17 protein-coding genes are annotated in these 16,952 nt (G+C 57.2%); all 17 read right to left on the reverse strand.

Annotated elements, in window-relative coordinates:
* Positions 1–164 precede the first annotated feature (164 nt).
* Positions 165–560 (reverse strand): PIN domain-containing protein, encoded by a 396-nt coding sequence (locus tag ACOYNV_RS10610; protein WP_422899744.1) that lies wholly within the window; start codon positions 558–560, stop codon positions 165–167.
* On the reverse strand, positions 557–799 hold the full coding sequence (locus ACOYNV_RS10615) for an AbrB/MazE/SpoVT family DNA-binding domain-containing protein (protein WP_422899745.1): 243 nt from the start codon (positions 797–799) through the stop codon (positions 557–559). The genes ACOYNV_RS10610 and ACOYNV_RS10615 overlap by 4 nt, the downstream gene beginning before the upstream one ends.
* A gap of 322 nt (positions 800–1,121) precedes the next feature.
* Entirely contained in the window at positions 1,122–1,994 is an 873-nt protein-coding gene (gene accD, locus ACOYNV_RS10620) for an acetyl-CoA carboxylase, carboxyltransferase subunit beta (protein WP_422899746.1), read from the reverse strand.
* On the reverse strand, positions 1,991–2,824 hold the full coding sequence (gene trpA, locus ACOYNV_RS10625; RefSeq protein ID WP_422899747.1) for a tryptophan synthase subunit alpha: 834 nt from the start codon (positions 2,822–2,824) through the stop codon (positions 1,991–1,993). The genes accD and trpA overlap by 4 nt, the downstream gene beginning before the upstream one ends.
* A gap of 2 nt (positions 2,825–2,826) precedes the next feature.
* Positions 2,827–4,032: a tryptophan synthase subunit beta gene (gene trpB, locus ACOYNV_RS10630; protein ID WP_422899748.1), complete on the reverse strand. Its 1,206-nt coding sequence runs from the start codon at positions 4,030–4,032 to the stop codon at positions 2,827–2,829.
* 170 nt (positions 4,033–4,202) lie between these two features.
* The gene (locus tag ACOYNV_RS10635) at positions 4,203–4,835 is read right to left on the reverse strand and encodes a phosphoribosylanthranilate isomerase (RefSeq protein ID WP_422899749.1); all 633 of its coding nucleotides are present in this window, start codon (positions 4,833–4,835) and stop codon (positions 4,203–4,205) included.
* 42 nt (positions 4,836–4,877) lie between these two features.
* On the reverse strand, positions 4,878–5,663 hold the full coding sequence (gene truA / locus ACOYNV_RS10640) for a tRNA pseudouridine(38-40) synthase TruA (RefSeq protein ID WP_422899750.1): 786 nt from the start codon (positions 5,661–5,663) through the stop codon (positions 4,878–4,880).
* A gap of 9 nt (positions 5,664–5,672) precedes the next feature.
* A complete protein-coding gene (locus ACOYNV_RS10645; protein WP_422899751.1) occupies positions 5,673–6,275 on the reverse strand; it encodes a hypothetical protein in 603 nt (200 codons plus the stop codon).
* Between the two features lie 96 nt (positions 6,276–6,371).
* Positions 6,372–9,281, reverse strand: coding sequence for a FimV/HubP family polar landmark protein (locus ACOYNV_RS10650; protein WP_422899752.1), 2,910 nt, complete (start codon positions 9,279–9,281; stop codon positions 6,372–6,374).
* 231 nt (positions 9,282–9,512) lie between these two features.
* Complete coding sequence (gene asd, locus ACOYNV_RS10655) at positions 9,513–10,643, reverse strand: aspartate-semialdehyde dehydrogenase (RefSeq protein WP_422899753.1); 1,131 nt, start codon at positions 10,641–10,643, stop codon at positions 9,513–9,515.
* A gap of 45 nt (positions 10,644–10,688) precedes the next feature.
* Entirely contained in the window at positions 10,689–11,753 is a 1,065-nt protein-coding gene (leuB, locus tag ACOYNV_RS10660) for a 3-isopropylmalate dehydrogenase (RefSeq protein ID WP_422899754.1), read from the reverse strand.
* A gap of 19 nt (positions 11,754–11,772) precedes the next feature.
* Positions 11,773–12,411, reverse strand: coding sequence for a 3-isopropylmalate dehydratase small subunit (leuD, locus tag ACOYNV_RS10665; protein WP_422899755.1), 639 nt, complete (start codon positions 12,409–12,411; stop codon positions 11,773–11,775).
* A gap of 20 nt (positions 12,412–12,431) precedes the next feature.
* Entirely contained in the window at positions 12,432–12,542 is a 111-nt protein-coding gene (locus ACOYNV_RS10670; RefSeq protein ID WP_422899760.1) for an entericidin A/B family lipoprotein, read from the reverse strand.
* A 28-nt stretch (positions 12,543–12,570) separates the two neighbouring features.
* A complete protein-coding gene (gene leuC / locus ACOYNV_RS10675; RefSeq protein ID WP_422899756.1) occupies positions 12,571–13,977 on the reverse strand; it encodes a 3-isopropylmalate dehydratase large subunit in 1,407 nt (468 codons plus the stop codon).
* Between the two features lie 75 nt (positions 13,978–14,052).
* Entirely contained in the window at positions 14,053–15,225 is a 1,173-nt protein-coding gene (locus ACOYNV_RS10680; protein WP_422899757.1) for an MFS transporter, read from the reverse strand.
* Positions 15,226–15,257: 32 nt separating this feature from the next.
* Positions 15,258–15,449, reverse strand: a complete 192-nt coding sequence (locus tag ACOYNV_RS10685; protein ID WP_422899758.1) for a YdcH family protein — start codon at positions 15,447–15,449, stop codon at positions 15,258–15,260.
* Positions 15,450–15,651: 202 nt separating this feature from the next.
* On the reverse strand, positions 15,652–16,737 hold the full coding sequence (aroC, locus tag ACOYNV_RS10690) for a chorismate synthase (protein WP_422899759.1): 1,086 nt from the start codon (positions 16,735–16,737) through the stop codon (positions 15,652–15,654).
* Positions 16,738–16,952 lie beyond the last annotated feature (215 nt).

Raw genomic sequence — 16,952 nt, forward strand, 5'->3', positions numbered from 1 at the left:
GATGCCCGTAGAATGGCGCTCTACAAACAACCATGCTGTAGACCAGCATTAATACTGCCTTCCACGGCATGCCATCTGCAAAGTCCCGTATTCATTGGCTTACATGGCAGGCTATTATTCAAACACCCTACAACTGGACATCGTGGTACGACCCCGGTTTTTGTTCAGCCAATCAACTGCATGCCGCAGGTTTTGGCTGCTCCAACATCAAAGGTCGCGGTGTAGTTACATCCTGCATCGTTAGCGGAGCGCTCTATAAGACAGTCAGCGAAATCCGCTTTGCCGTCGCGAAACACCCGAAGCGCTTTCCAGACCGTATCGGCCTGTGCAACCACAAGTTCTTTCGTTCGCAATAACGTCTCCAGCACTTCGCAGATTTCGCGCTGCGTGCTGCGGTAGCAAGATGACAGCACCCAAACCAGTTCAACAACCGACACAACGGTAATGAAACCGGGCGCATTAGCGGTCAGCGACTCAATCAATTGTGTTGCCTGGGGCGACTGTTCAGGATCGTCCTGCGCCACGTAGCGGACGAGGACATTGGTATCAAGGCCAATCATCGCCCCTTAGCTCCAGAAACCGCAATTGCTTCATTCATTGCTTCAATCGTCACCGGTGAGGCCGGCTTACGCACCAACCCTTTTAGCGCCAAGACCGATTGCGTGGCAGCGACCAGTTCAAAACGTCCGGGTTCGATTTCCACAAACTCAACCCGGTCACCCGTTTCGACACCAAGGCCAGCCCTCACAATGGCCGGGATGGTAATCTGGCCTTTGCTTGTCATGGTAGCTGTAGGCATTTGTTTCTCCTTTATAGATTCCTTACTTTACAGTAAGGATTGAACAAATCAAGACAAACCGTATTTGCGCACGTTTACCGATCGTTAAAATGATGCGCGCCTGACCTTGAGGAAGACGGCGTCTGCAAATAAAAATTTGCACACCCTACAACGGCCATAGCGGTTTCGTATTTATTACCACCCTGCGAAGCCCGTCAAATGGCGTTCTACAAGATGCTATTCTTTAAATCCCCGTAAACAGTGGCTTTCAGTCAATGCACCTTGTAGATGGCCGTATTCATTGGCTTGCAGAGCATCCTGAGGTGCCAAGCCTTTGCAGCAATCAAGCCGCCGCTGGCAGTTTCTGCAGCATGGTCAGGATCTGTGCCAATTTGTCTTTCATTTCGCGGCGGTCGACGATCATGTCGATGGCGCCTTTTTCGAGCAGGAACTCGGCGCGCTGGAAGCCTTCGGGCAAGGTCTGGCGCACCGTCTGTTCGATGACGCGCGGCCCGGCGAAGCCGATCAGCGCGCCCGGTTCGGCAATCACCACGTCGCCGATGAAGGCGAAGGAGGCCGAAACGCCACCCATGGTCGGGTCGGTGAGGATCGAAATGAAGGGCAGTCTGGCTTCCGAGAGCTTGGTCAGGACAGCGGATGTTTTGGCCATTTGCATCAACGAAAACAGGCCTTCCTGCATGCGCGCGCCACCTGACGCGGTGACGCAGATGAACGGCAAACCTTGCTCGACGGCGGCCTGCACGCCACGCACGAAGCGCTCGCCGAGCACCGAACCCATCGACCCGCCCATGAAGTCGAATTCAAAGGCGGCGACAACGACTGGCAAGGTCTTGAGTGCGCCCTGCATGACGACCAGCGAGTCGGTTTCACCGGTGCTTTCAGCCGCATCCAGCAAGCGCTCGGCATAGCGGCGGCTGTCCTTGAACTTGAGCATGTCGACCGGCAAGACTTCGGAACCGATTTCAAAGCGCCCCTCGGGATCAAGCAGAAGCTCGATCCGCGCCCGCGCATCGACCCGGTTGTGGTGCCCGCACTTGGGGCAGACATGGGCGTTTTTTACCAGATCGGTGGCGTAAAGCACGGCTTCACACGACGGGCACTTGCTCCACAGGCCTTCGGGCAAGGTTGACTTGCGTGCAATTCCGGAATCATTGCGCTTTATTTTCGGCGGCAGCAGTTTGTTCAACCAGCTCATGGCGCTCCTCTGGTAGTGGCAAGGGCTTCGACAGCGTCGTCTATGCCGCGTCTCAGTTCAGCAACCAGCGCGAAAACCCTGGCGCAAACGTTTTCATTGGTTGATTGCTCGATTTCTTCGATGATGCGGCTGCCGACGACGACGGCATCGGCGATTCTGGCCACCGCACCGGCTGTTGCCGCATCGCGGATGCCGAAGCCGACACCGACCGGCACGCCCGTACTGGCGTGGATTTCCGGGATGCGTGCGGCAACCGATTCGACGTCGAGCTTGGCTGAGCCGGTGACGCCCTTCAGCGATACGTAATAGACGTAGCCGCTGGCCAGCGTCGCCACTTTCGAGATGCGCTCGGCGGTCGAGGTTGGCGCCAGCAGGAAGATCGGATCAAGCGCGTTGGCGTGCATGGCGTGGGCGAACTCGATGCTTTCTTCTGGCGGATAATCGACGACCAATACGCCATCGACGCCGGCATCGAAGGCGGTAGCCGCGAAATCATTGACGCCCATGGACTCGATCGGATTGGCGTAGCCCATCAGCACCACCGGCGTCTCGTTGTTGTCGGCCCGGAAGTTGGCGACCATGCCCAGCACCTGCCGCAGGTTGACGCCTTTGCGCAAAGCGCGCTCGGAAGCACGCTGGATGGTCGGCCCGTCGGCCATCGGATCGGAAAACGGCACGCCGAGCTCGATGATGTCGGCGCCGGCCTCGACCAGGGTGTGCATCAGCGCTACGGTCAGGGAAGGATCGGGATCGCCGGCGGTGATGAACGGAATCAGCGCCTTGCGCCCTTGCGCCTGCAGGCGCTCGAAGGTGGCTTGTATTTTTGACATGATCAGAAGGTGATACCCGATTTATCGGCGACGGTGTGCATATCCTTGTCACCGCGACCGGAGAGATTAACCAGCAGGATCTTGTCTTTCGGCAAGGTCGGCGCCAGCTTGGTGGCATAGGCGATGGCATGGCTTGATTCGAGTGCCGGGATGATGCCTTCCAGGCGGCACAGGCTGTGAAACGCCTGCAGTGCTTCGGCATCGGTGATAGTGACGTATTCCGCCCGGCCTGAATCCTTGAGCCAGGCGTGTTCCGGGCCAACACCAGGATAATCCAGACCGGCCGAAATCGAATGCGTCTCGATGATCTGGCCGTTCTCGTCCTGCAGCAGATAGGTGCGGTTGCCGTGCAGCACGCCGGGACGCCCGGCGGTCAGCGAAGCCGCATGGTGTCCGGTCTCGATGCCGTCGCCTGCCGCCTCGACGCCGATCAGGCGAACGCCTTCAACCGGAATGTACGGGTGGAATATCCCCATGGCGTTAGAACCGCCGCCGACGCAGGCAATAACGGCATCCGGCTGACGCTCGCACTGCTCCTGCATCTGCCCGATGGCTTCCTTGCCGATCACCGACTGGAAGTCGCGCACCATCATCGGATAGGGGTGCGGACCAGCCACCGTGCCGATGATGTAAAAGGTGTTGGAAACATTCGTTACCCAGTCACGCATCGCTTCGTTCAGCGCGTCCTTGAGGGTTTTCGAACCGCTTTCGACGGGCACCACGGTGGCGCCAAGCAACTTCATGCGATAGACGTTGGCGGCCTGCCGCTTGATGTCCTCGGAGCCCATGTAGACCACGCACTCCATGCCGTAACGGGCGGCTACGGTGGCGGTGGCGACGCCGTGCTGACCGGCGCCGGTTTCAGCGATGACGCGCGGCTTGCCCATGCGCCGGGCCAGCATGGCCTGGCCGATGCAGTTGTTGATCTTGTGCGCCCCGGTGTGATTCAGGTCTTCGCGCTTCAGGTAGATCTGCGCACCGCCGAGCAGATCGGACCAGCGTTTGGCGTGGTAGAGCGGACTCGGGCGACCCACGTAATGCTTGAGGTCGTACTCGAATTCGGCAATGAACAGCGGATCGCTCTGGGCAAGCTCATACGCTTCCTTCAGTTCTTCAAGTGCGGGGATCAGTGTTTCGGCAACAAAAACGCCACCATACGGGCCGAAATGGCCAAGGGCGTCAGGCAAGTTATAGCGGGGGGCAACCATGATTTCTCCTTGAGGCAGAGGCAATAGAAAACGAACAGGCGAACAAACAGCAGTCGTCTGCCTCAGGCATGGTTGGCGAAATGGCGTCGCCAGCAGTTACGGGTACGTCCACCAGCACTCTTGCGCATAGGTATTCCTGCTCCGGGCTTGATCAATTCGGTGTTCCCGAATCAATCGGTCGGTATCAATCCAGCCGCACGAACAGCGGCAATAAAATCACGTATCTTTTCAGCATCCTTGATTCCCTTGCCCGCCTCGACCCCGGACGAGACATCAACCGCCGCCGGCCGTACACGAGCAATGGCATCGCCGACATTGCCTGCCTCCAGACCACCGGAGAGGACAATCGGCAGGCTCAGCCTGGGCGGTATCAACGCCCAGTCGAAAACCTTTCCGCCGCCGCCGAATCCGTCAACAAAGGCATCGAGAATAATCGCCTGCGCCGAAGGAAAGCCAGCGGCGTATTGTACCAAATCCACCCCCGGCTTGACGCGAGCCGCTTTCATGTAAGGTCGATCAAACTGCCGGCAATAGGCTTCATCCTCATCGCCATGAAACTGCAACAGGTGGATGGGTACAGCGGCCAGCGTTTGTTTTACAACTGCCGGGTCGGCATTGACGAAAAGCCCGACGATGGTAACGAAAGGGGGAACCGCGCGGGCCAGTTCGGCTGCTGTTTTCAGATCGACATGGCGCGGGCTTGGCGGATAGAACACCAGACCAATCGCATCGGCCCCGGCGTCTACCGCCGCCTGCAAATCTTCAAGTCGGGTCAGACCACAAATTTTGATACGCGGTTTCATCGTCGAAACTCCATGTTCGTAAGGGCACGGCGCGCCGTGCCCTTACTTTTGGACCGGCAGAAACGAATCATCGTTGGTCGGCAAACCCCAGTGTGGCTCATATTTCACATCCACCAGATACAGCCCGGCCGCAGAGAAAGTGGGCGCCGCCAAACGGCGATCACCCGAGGCGAGCAACCCTCCTATCCACCCGGGGGAATGCTTGCCCTGCCCGACATAAACCAGACTGCCAACCAGATTGCGGACCATGTGGTGCAGGAAGGCTCCCGCTTCGAAGTCGAAGACAATCATGTCACCCGTTCGCCGCACAGCGGCTTGCCGTATCGTCTTGATCGGTGACCTGGCCTGGCAACCCGCCGCACGGAAGGCAGAAAAGTCGTGCTCCCCCAATAGCATTCCAGCGGCCTGTTGCATGATTTCAACGTCAAGCGGGTGATGATACCAGCCGGCACGCCCGTGCCAGACGCCTGTACGCTGCGGCCGATTGATCAGGATATAGCGATAACAGCGCCCATAAGCCAGGAAGCGCGCATGAAAATCGTCTGACACCGGATGCGCCCAGCGCACGGCAACGGTTGATGGAAGAAAAGTATTGGTGCCACGCACCCAGGCACTGAGCGGTCGCTCAAGCAGCGTGTCGAAATGCACCACTTGGGCGGTTGCGTGGACACCTGCATCAGTCCGGCCAGCACACACGACATTGACAGGCTCGCCGGCAATCTGGCTCAGCGCCGCCTGCAGTGCATCCTGCACCGTACCGCCACCCGGCTGCTTCTGCCAGCCATGGAAAGCGCTGCCGTCATATTCCACACCGAGGGCAATTCTCATCCTGAACGCCTAGCGAAAGCAGAAAAACGTTACAACGACAGCCAAGGTCAGTGTGACAACGTAGTCCAGCCCGCGTAACGGCTGATGATTCACTTCAACCAGTTCACTCTCGCTCGACGCCGGTGCGTCCAGCAAGGTTCGCCAGTCTCGCGGACGCGGCAGTTGTTCGACATAGCGCAGCACCAGCATCAGACGAACCACACCCCGATCGGGGTCAAGTCCAAAACGTCGCAATGGCTTGAGCAAAGCATGGGTGGCTGCCAGCAATTCAGGAAGGGGCATTGCTTCGAGAAAAGTGGCAACAGCGATCAGTACCAGCACCAGGCGCCCGAGGTGAGTAAGACCTTCCAGCAGGCCTTCATGCGTTGGCGCAGCGGCACCCTTCCAGAGCGGTTCACCGGCCACACCCCAGGAAAAAATAACCAGGACCGAAACCAGCAGCCAGCGTGCTCGCCAGATCAGATGCCAGCCACGCCGCAGAACACACGACCCGAGTAAGGGAAGCAATAGAAAGGCAGCAGCCAATGCGGTTCCACTCAAGCACTGAACGGCAACCAGAAGCAGAAGCCAGACAATAAGACGTGTGGTCGGATGGACGGAAAGGCTCGGCATGAGTACGCCAGTTTTGTTGGAATGGCTGGATTTGTGTCAAACGAAAGGCCGTAGCCCGGTAAAGAGCTACGGCCTGGATTTTACTTGCCTTCCGGCTTAATCGCCGATTTTGGCAAAAATGGCCTGTGCCTTCTCCCGCTGAGTGCCGTCCCCCTCTTTCAAGACTTCCTGCAAGAGTTCGCGAGCACCTTCGAAGTCGCCCATTTCCTCGTAGGCTTTCGCCAGATCAAGCTTGGTCGCCACTTCCTCGTTTACGCTGATATCGAATTCCGGCACAAGTTCCTGCTCATCACCAAACTGGGGATTCACGATGGTTTGAGCCTGCTCCGTTTGAAAATCCGGATTGACGACAGTTGAAACCTGAATGTGATCGAACGTCGAAACTGACAAATCCGAAGCTGACTCGGCCTGAATTTCTGTAAGCGGTGGTACCGATGGCGTAACTGCAAGTTCCGGCTCATTGAGGTCAAGATCGATCGAAGACATATCGAAGGACGACGGCTCGGCCATTGTCTGACCAAGGAAAGTCGACTCGGTCAGGCTGACATCGAACTCAACGCCATCGAAATCGACTGAAGCAACATCCGGCACGTCATATGATTTGCTTTCAGTGATCGGCTTGGACTCTGCTTCTACACTTGGGCCTGACTCAATACCAAGGTCAAAATCCAGGTCTGCAACTTCATTACTGGTTTCCGCTACAGGTGTCGCTGCCTCTGAAATATCCGGCAGGTTGAAGTCAAGACCTACCACTGTCGCATCCGCAGCAGCCGCAGAATCAGAGAACACACTGTTGTCAGCAGCAAGATCAAAATCGAGCACACCAACATCAATTGCGGGTTCTGGCAGACCGAGTGCTTCCTCCTTATCTGCATTGGCAACTTCAGGAGCGGACAAAGTTTTCTCGTCCGCCAGACCAAGATCAAAATCGAGACTCGTCAGATCGGCCGCAACCGGAACGAAGGGAACCGAAAGTTCTTCGCCAGTGCTCGCAACGTCGGCTAATTGTGACAATTCTACCGGCAAGGTAACCATGTTCCTCATCGATTGCGACGAGACAATCACTGTAGCATCAGCATCGAACGCCGCCGGAGCAGCCGGTGCTGAAGCGCCGAACAGCGGATTACCCGGATCAAGCTTGAGCCCCATCGCGGCCGCTTTTTCCCAATCGGCGCCGACACCGCTCGTCTCGCCATAAAGATCGGTCGCCAGCGTCTCGAATTGCTTGAGATCCTTCCGGTTTGAATAGATCTCGAGCAACTTCAAATGAATGGCATACCGTTTTGGATCTTTCTGCCTGGCTTCAAGAAGAATTTCCTCGGCCTGTGCATCACGGCCATAGGCCATATAGACGTCGGCTTCGGCCACCGGATCAACCTCATCCGTATCGATGCTGCCTGGTCCTGCCTGACTGAAATCGGTTTGAGCCGGGGTATGCGAGGTATCGACGCTCTGCCCTCCGGTACTCCGGAAGACCGAATTGGCCGTCATACTCTGCGGTGACAGGGCACTGCTCAAATCCAGGGGAACTTCCTCTTTGCCGGAGCGACGACGTCGAGCAACGATGAAAGCTGCGATGGCGGCCAGAATCCCTCCACCACCGGCCAGCAACAGCCAGTTGTCGAGCAATCCATCGACGAAACCAGGCTCTTCGGGTGGAGGCGGCTGCAGAATTACAGGTTTTGGTGTCTCAGCCGCTTTCGGCTCGGGCTTGACTTCCTCTATCTTGGTGTCTGGCACAACAGGTACCGGTTCAGCCGGTTTTTCCACTGGTTTCTCGACCGCAGCCACGGCAGGCTCAACCTTGGGCGGAGGCGCCACTGGAACCGGAACTGGCGGTGGCGCTTGCGGTTTGGCTTCTTCCACCGATTTCGGCACTTCGACCGGCGAAACCTTGGCTGTTGCCTGCTTTTGCAAGTCGGCCAAGTTCTGATTTTTCAGTTCAATCAATTTCTGCAAACCGGCAACATTCTTTTCAAGAGAGGCCAAGCGTTCATTGGCCTCCTTGAGCGCTTTTTCCTTGGCGATCAGATCTTCTTCGCTGCGTTTTGCGGCAACGCCCGGCTTGGCAGCGGCCGTCTCGGTCTTTGAAACCTTCAGTTGGTCCTTTGGCTCGACTGCCGGAGCCGCTTTGTCCTCAACCTTTGCCGTTATCTTGCCGGCAGCCTCCTGCCTGGCAGCCTCTTCCTTCACCGGCGCCTGTGCCGCAACACCTGCCAGCCTGCTTCGATAAGCATTCCAGTCGGAGGACTGGGCAACAACAATTCTCCTGGCTTCGCTTGTGGAAACAGCCTCAATTGCAGATTTCTCAGGCACAGAAAGGATCTTGCCGGCCTTCAAGCGGTTCATGTTGCCACCGCCGAAAGCCTCCTGATTGGCGCGTAACAACCCCACCAGCATCTGCTCCAGCGAAACGCCTTCCGGCTTGGTCTCGCTGGCAATCCTGTTCAAGGTGTCGCCACGCCTGACCTCACGAACGTTGCTGCCTTCAGCAGGCTGATCCGCTGTTTTTTTAACCGTTTCCTGGGGGCGAACTTTTGAAACATCGGTTCTGGCGCGCGACTCGATGTCAGCAGGCGCTGTCGAACGCATGTCGATAGTCGGCTTGCTTGTCACTGCAGGTCTGACCGTCGCAGGAGCAACAGGGGTGGAACCCTTTGCAGTAACCTCCGGCGGATCAAGCAGGAAGGTATATTCGCGTACCAGACGACCGGCCGGCCAGTTCAGTTCAAGCAGCATGTCGACGAATGGGTCGTTGATCGGCCTGTCGGAACTCAGTTTGATGACCGACTGTCCATTGGGACGTTTGTCCAGGCTGAAACGGATCCCCAGCAACGTCGTCGCGTAATCCAGCCCAGCCTGTTTGAAGGCTTCTGGCGGTGCCAGTTGCGCCTTCATGCCGGAAAGCTCTTCGCGCGTCGCGGAGACTTCGATTTCCGCACGCAAAGGTTGCCCAAGCGCTGAAAAGACGACAATTTTCCCAAGTCCGGCCGCCTGCGCGGCCAAAGGAACTCCTGAGAGAACAAGACAAGAAGCAAGCGCAACCGCAGAGCTACGCAAACCAAGATTTTTTAGCGTCTGATTAATTGTTTTCGCCACAGCTCCACCCTGAACGTCCAAACGGAATTATTAAAATAACATCATGGGTTTAGCGATGCAAGCTAAACATGCTTGTGATGCTACTTATGTTGAAAAAAAACCGGGGTATTTTCCCCGGTTTTTTGACAGAAATATCAATTATCTGTCGAGCAGAATGCGTAACATGCGGCGCAACGGCTCGGCGGCACCCCACAATAACTGGTCGCCAACGGTGAAAGCACCAAGATACTCCGGCCCCATGGCTAACTTGTGCAGCCTGCCAACAGGCACATTCAGCGTGCCGGTCACCGCCGCGGGGGTCAATTCACGCTCGCTGATTTCCCGCTCGTTGGGCACTACCTTCGCCCACTGGTTGCTTTGAGCAATGATGTCGGAAACCTCGTCAATCGGCACATCCTTCCGGAGCTTGATGGTCAAGCCCTGCGAGTGGCAACGCATGGCGCCTATGCGCACACACAGACCGTCGATCGGGATGCTGCCGGGCGTGCGGAAGGCGGGACGACCGAGAATCTTGTTGCACTCGGCACCACCCTTCCACTCTTCTTTCGACTGCCCACCCTCGACCGGAACATCAATCCACGGAATCAGGCTGCCAGCCAGCGCCGTATTGCGGAAGTTCTTGGTCGGAAAACTGGAGGCGCGCATGGTCTCGGCAACCTTGCGGTCGATGTCGAGAATTGCTGATGCCGGATCGGCCAGATCGGACTTAACTGCGTCATGCAGCGCGCCCATCTGTGACAGCAACTCGCGCATATTTTGTGCGCCGGCGCCGGAGGCCGCCTGATAGGTCATGGCACTGACCCATTCGACCAAGTCCTTCTGGAACAGACCGCCAATACCCATGAGCATCAGCGAAACCGTGCAGTTGCCGCCAATCCAGTTCTTTCCACCCTTGGTCAGCGCATCCTGGATGACGTCGAGGTTAACCGGATCAAGAATGATGACCGCGTCTTTCTCCATGCGCAATGAAGAGGCCGCATCGATCCAGTGACCGTTCCAACCGGCTTTGCGCAGCTTGGGAAAAACTTCCTTGGTGTAATCACCGCCCTGGCTGGTGATGATGATGTCCATCTGTTTGAGCACATCGATCGACAGGGCATCCTGCAACACCCCGCCTCCCTTGCCGCCCAGCGTCGGCGCCTTGCCGCCAACCGCCGAGGTCGAGAAATAAACGGGCTCGATGTAATCGAAGTCACCTTCTTCCACCATGCGCTGCATGAGCACCGAACCGACCATACCGCGCCAACCAACCAGGCCAACCTTCTTCATTGCGATTGCCTCAAAAAAACCACCAGATCAACCAAACACTTCAAATCACAGCGCGGCCAGAACGGCATCGCCCATTTCACGGGTACCCACCTTCTTGGTACCCGCTTCGTAGATGTCGCCGGTGCGATAACCCTGTGCCAGAACTTTCTTCACCGCGCCCTCGACGCGCTGGGCTACATCTTCCATAGCAAAGGTGTAACGCAACATCATTGCCACCGACAGAATCGTCGCCAGAGGATTGGCCACGCCCTTGCCGGCAATATCAGGTGCCGAGCCGTGGCAAGGCTCATACATTCCCTTGTTGTTCTCGTCGAGCGACGCAGAGGGCAGCATGCCGATCGAACCGGTAAGCATCGAGGCCTCATCCGACAGGATGTCACCGAACATGTTGCCGGTGACCATCACGTCGAACTGTTTCGGGTTGCGCACCAGTTGCATCGCAGCGTTGTCCACCAGCAGGTGCGACAGTTCGACATCCGGATACTCCGGCGCCAGCTCGCACATCACATCACGCCATAGCTGCGTCGTTTCCAGAACGTTCATCTTGTCGACCGAGCACAGCTTCTTGCTGCGCTTGCGCGCTGCTTCGAAAGCGACGCAACCGATGCGACGAATCTCACTCTCGGTGTAGTGCATGGTATTGAAGCCGAAGCGCTGCATCTTGCCATCCACTTCGCGCGTATCGATACCGCGTGGTTGTCCGAAGTAAATATCCCCGGTCAGTTCCCGAATGATCAGGATGTCGAGACCGGCAACCACCTCGGGCTTTAGTGTCGAGGCATTGGCAAGTTCAGGGTAGAGAATGGCCGGACGCAGATTGGCGAACAGGCCAAGGTGCTTACGGATGCCAAGCAGGCCACGTTCCGGGCGCTGTTCGCGTGGCAACACGTCCCATTTCGGGCCACCGACCGCACCGAGCAGCACGGCATCGGCCGCCTGCGCCAGTTTCTGGGTCGCTTCCGGATACGGATTTCCGGTCGCGTCGACGGCGCAGCCACCAAGAAGCGCTTCTTCAAGCTCGAACTTCAAGTCGAGAGCCTTCAGAACACGTACCGCCTCGTCCATGATTTCAGGACCGATGCCATCACCGGGCAAAACGCAAATTTTCACAATGTCATCCTATTCAAAATCAAGCAAACAACCACGGGTGTTCGATGCGCCGACTTTCCTCAAACGCACGAATTTTTTCGGCATGGCGCAGGGTCAAACCGATATCGTCCCATCCATTGATCAGACTTTCCTTGCGGAAGGCATCCACTTCAAAAGGTAGCGCCTTGCCGTCTGGACGCAGGACAAGCTGTTTTTCCAGATCAATGGTCAGCTTGTAACCCGGCGTGGCCTCGACCTGTGTAAACAAAGCATCAATTTCATCCGCCGGCAGCACAATCGGCAGGATGCCGTTCTTGAAGCAGTTGTTGAAAAAAATATCGGCAAAACTCTCGGCGATGATTGTCCGGAAGCCGAAATCAAGCAGAGCCCACGGCGCATGCTCGCGCGAACTGCCACAACCAAAATTCTTGCGCGTCAGCAGAATCTGCGCGCCCTGATAGCGCGGCAGATTGAGCAAAAAGTCAGGGTTGCGCGGACGGTTGGTACAGTCCTCACCGGGCTGCCCCATATCCGTATAGCGCCACTCGTCAAACAGGTTCGGGCCGAAACCCGAACGTTTGATGGACTTCAGAAACTGCTTTGGAATAATCGCGTCAGTATCGACGTTGGCACGATCAAGTGGTGCGACCAGCCCTTCCAGGCGAACAAACTTATCCATGATTTCCCTTGTAAACCGCCTTACTTGGCAGCCCTTTCGATGGCCTGCCCGCCCTTTTCAATATCCTTGCCGACACCATGCACAGTGTTGCAGGCCGACAGTGACGATGCGGAAACGATGACAAAAAGAATGAGAGCAATTTTATGCACGGTTATCTCCTTAAAGTAAGTCACGAACATCGGCAAAATGGCCGGCAATCGCTGCGGCAGCGGCCATTTCCGGACTCACGAGATGAGTCCGCCCACCAGCGCCCTGCCGGCCCTCGAAATTGCGATTCGAAGTCGAGGCACAACGCTCTCCCGCCTCAAGACGGTCGGCATTCATCGCCAGGCACATCGAACAACCGGCCTCACGCCACTCAAAACCAGCCGCCACAAAAATCTTGTCCAGCCCCTCAAGCTCGGCCTGCTGCTTGACCAGGCCGGAGCCCGGAACCGCCAGTGCCAGCTTGATGCCTGACGACACCTTGCGACCCTTGAGCACATTGGCGGCGGCACGCAGATCCTCGATGCGCGAATTGGTGCACGAACCGATAAATACCTTGTCGATGGTGATTTCGTTAATCGGCGTATTGGCCTTCAGCCCCATGTATTGCAGGGCGCGCTCCATGCCTTCACGGCGCGCCTGATCCTTCTCGCTGGCCGGATCAGGCACCTTGTCGCCGATGGCCACGACCATCTCGGGCGAAGTGCCCCAGGTTACTTGCGGCTGAATTTCCTCGGCACGCATGTCGAGCACGCAATCGAACTTGGCACCTTCGTCGCTGTGTAGCGTGCGCCAGTAGGCAACCGCCGCATCCCACTGGTCGGCCTTCGGTGCAAAAGGACGACCTTTCAGGTAATCGATCGTTACGTCATCGACGGCGATGAATCCCATACGGGCACCGGCTTCGATCGTCATGTTGCACAGTGTCATGCGCGCTTCCATCGACAGGCTACGAATCGTGCTGCCGCCAAACTCGATGGCATAGCCGGTACCACCAGCGGTACCGATGCGCCCGATGATGGCCAGCGCGATATCCTTGGCGGTCACGCCCTTGCCGAGTTTGCCTTCGACACGCAACAGCATGGTCTTCGACTTGTTCTGCATCAGGCACTGCGTAGCCAGCACATGCTCGACCTCGGAGGTGCCGATACCCAGCGCCATGCAGCCGAACGCACCGTGCGTACTGGTATGCGAATCACCGCAAACGACGGTCATGCCGGGCAAGGTCACGCCGTTTTCCGGCCCGATCACATGGATAACGCCTTGACGCAGATCCTTGAAAGGAAAGTAGGCGAGCGCGCCGACTTCGCGGATATTGGCGTCGAGCGTCTCCACCTGCAGGCGTGAAACCGGATCTTCGATGCCGCGCTCCCAGTGGTTGGTCGGGGTATTGTGGTCGGCCGTGGCGACGATGGAGGAAATACGCCAGGGCTTGCGGCCGGAGAGCTTCAAACCCTCGAATGCCTGCGGACTGGTCACCTCGTGCACCAGGTGGCGGTCAATGTAAATCAAGGCAGTTCCATCGGCCTCTTCATGCACCACATGGCTCTGCCAAAGTTTTTCGTATAAGTTTTGCGGCATATGTTCGATATCCGGAAAAGTCAGGCCCAAGCGGCCAGTCGGGGCCGCAGATTATCTCACGGCTCGCCAGTACTGTCAGTGTTGCAGCACATTTCCTTCATCGACATCCTGTTCCCGAATCCAGCCGGCCACCAGCACCAGACCGATCAGCGCATAAATCGAACTCAGGGCAAAGGTCAGTTCGCTACCCAGGTGATCCCACGTCCAGCCGCTGACCAACCCGCCGAGCAACCCGCCAGCACCGAAGGTCAGGCTCGAATACAGTGCCTGGCCGCGCGAACGGGTGCGGCCCGGAAACCAGCGATTGATGGCGGCGATGGCCGCCGCATGGAAGGAGCCGAAAGTCAGCCCGTGCAGGAGTTGGGCCAGCACCAGCACGAGCGGAAATTCGACGCCCCAGCCGATCATCACGAAACGCACCACGGCGGCGGAAAAGCTCGCCAGCAGAATGGTGCGCAGACTGAAGCGACGCAGCAGCCGCGACATGAAGAAAAACACCGCGATTTCAGACAAAACGCCAAGCGTCCACAAGCCGCCAACAACCGATTTGCTGTAGCCGTGATCGGACAAAAAGATCGAATAAAAGATGTTCAGCGCTCCATGCGCTGCAGACATGGCAATGCACGCCGCCAGCAATGCCCTGACCCGCGGCTGGCGCAGGATTTCGCCCACCGGTTGCGGCTCATCCGCGGCATGGTGATGAGCCGGCGATTCAGGCACCAGCAAAGCACAGAGCAGGATGCCGGCGAGCGCGGCCGCACTGACCCAGAGCAGGTTCGGCAAGGGCAGATGATCGAGCAAGGTACCTGTTCCCAATACGGCAGCGATAAAGCCGATTGAACCCCACAGGCGGATGCGGCTATAACGCGCTGAATTCTCGCCAAGATGATCGAAGGTCAAGGCTTCGACCAGTGGCAGCGCGGCCACCCAGAAAAAAGCGAGGACAGCCATGGCCACCAGAAACGCTTCAAAGCGGCTGATGAAAAAGAAGGCCGCAAAAGCAATCAGCGCCATCAGGCTGGTCAGGCGGATGATTGGCAGCTTTTGCCCGAAGCGGTCGGCGAGCGCGCCCCACAGATACGGTCCGAACAGCCGCATCAACATCATCTGCGACATCAGCAGGGCGATATCCCACGCTGAAAACGAGAGTGACTGCAGGTAAAGCCCGAAGTAGGGCGAGAAAACGCCAAGAAAGGCGAAATAGAAAAAGTAGTAGGCTGAAAGGCGCCAGTAGGGGAAGTGATGCATCCGGCAATTTTACCGGATGCATTGAGCAACGATCAGTTGCTGTTTTTGTGTGCGACCAGAATCTGGTACATCTTGTCCTTCAGATTCACGCGCACTTTCTTCATTTGCTCGATCGTGAAATCATCGACCGGAACGTCGACTTCTTCCAGGCGCTCCACTTCACTGGTAAGACTGTGGTACTGATCAAACATTTCGCTGAAACGGCTATCCGAAGATCTCAACACTTGCATTACATCCAGAAATTCGGGGAACTCGCGGTGAAGCTCGTGATGCTCTACTTGCATGATCCAGCCCTCTCTCTGTTCCTGGCTTACACATTGCACGGCCAGCGTGGTTGAAAAACGACAGACCTGTAGGCCTACCCGACAACTCTGACAGCTCCCTAGAAGACAGTTTAGCCAGCTCGTAAAAGACGTCAACTACCCCTCAAATACGTGGCGTCGTACAAACCACATCAGCGCACTGAGCGCGATGACGCAAGGCATGATCGATCAGTACCAGCGCCAGCATGGCCTCGGCAATCGGTGTTGCACGGATGCCCACGCACGGGTCGTGTCGGCCATGCGTCTCGACCATCACCTGCTCGCCGGCCAGATTCACCGAGCGGCGTGGCAGACGAATGCTCGATGTCGGCTTGATCGCCATATTCACCAGAATGTCCTGCCCGGTGGAAATGCCACCTAGAACACCGCCGGCATTGTTGGACAGGAAACCCTGCGGCGTCATCTCGTCGCCGTGTTCGCTGCCCATCTGCGCGATGCTGGCAAAACCGGCACCGATCTCGACCCCCTTCACCGCGTTTATTCCCATCATCGCGTAGGCGATTTCGGCGTCGAGGCGGTCATAGACTGGCTCGCCCCAACCCGCCGGCACGCCGCTGGCCGCCACGCTGATCTGAGCCCCGACAGAATCGCCGGACTTGCGCAAGGAATCCATGTATTCCTCAAGTTGCGGAACAATCGAAGCATTCGGCGCAAAGAAAGGGTTTTCGGCAATCTGGGCAGCATCGACAAAGGGAATCTCGATCGGTCCGAGCTGGCTCATCCAGCCCCGAATCGTGATGTCGTAACGCGCTTTCAACCATTTTCGGGCAATCGCCCCGGCCGCCACGCGCACCGCCGTTTCACGCGCCGACGAACGGCCGCCGCCACGATAGTCGCGAAAGCCGTACTTCTGGGTGTAGGCGTAATCAGCATGACCCGGACGAAAACTGTCGGCGATATTGCCGTAGTCCTTGCTCCGTTGATCCTGGTTGCGAATCAGCAGGCCAATCGGCGTACCGGTGGTTTTTCCTTGAAATACACCAGACAGGATTTCAACCGTATCCGGCTCGCGGCGCTGCGTTACATGGCGTGATGTGCCAGGTTTGCGACGATTGAGCTCATCCTGAATATCGATTTCACTGATTTCGAGCCCTGGCGGACAACCATCGACGATGCAGCCAATCGCCGGCCCATGTGACTCGCCAAAAGAAGTTACGGTAAACAAAGTGCCAAAAGTATTGCCGGACATGGATTTCTCGGGAACGATAAAATAGCAGGAAAGTCTATCATAGCCGTGCCAGACGGCACCCCATTTGACCATGAACCTCAAACCAAAACCACCGGCAAAACCTGCTCCAAAACCCAAGACAAACAAGGCTTCCCAGCCCGCACTGAACCCGTTGCTGCAGGCGTGTTATCTCGCGCCCCTATGGAGCCATTTGAATCGCGGCTTAATGGAGCCAC

Source organism: Propionivibrio sp., assembly GCF_049316945.1.
Taxonomy (GTDB): Bacteria; Pseudomonadota; Gammaproteobacteria; order Burkholderiales; family Rhodocyclaceae; genus Propionivibrio.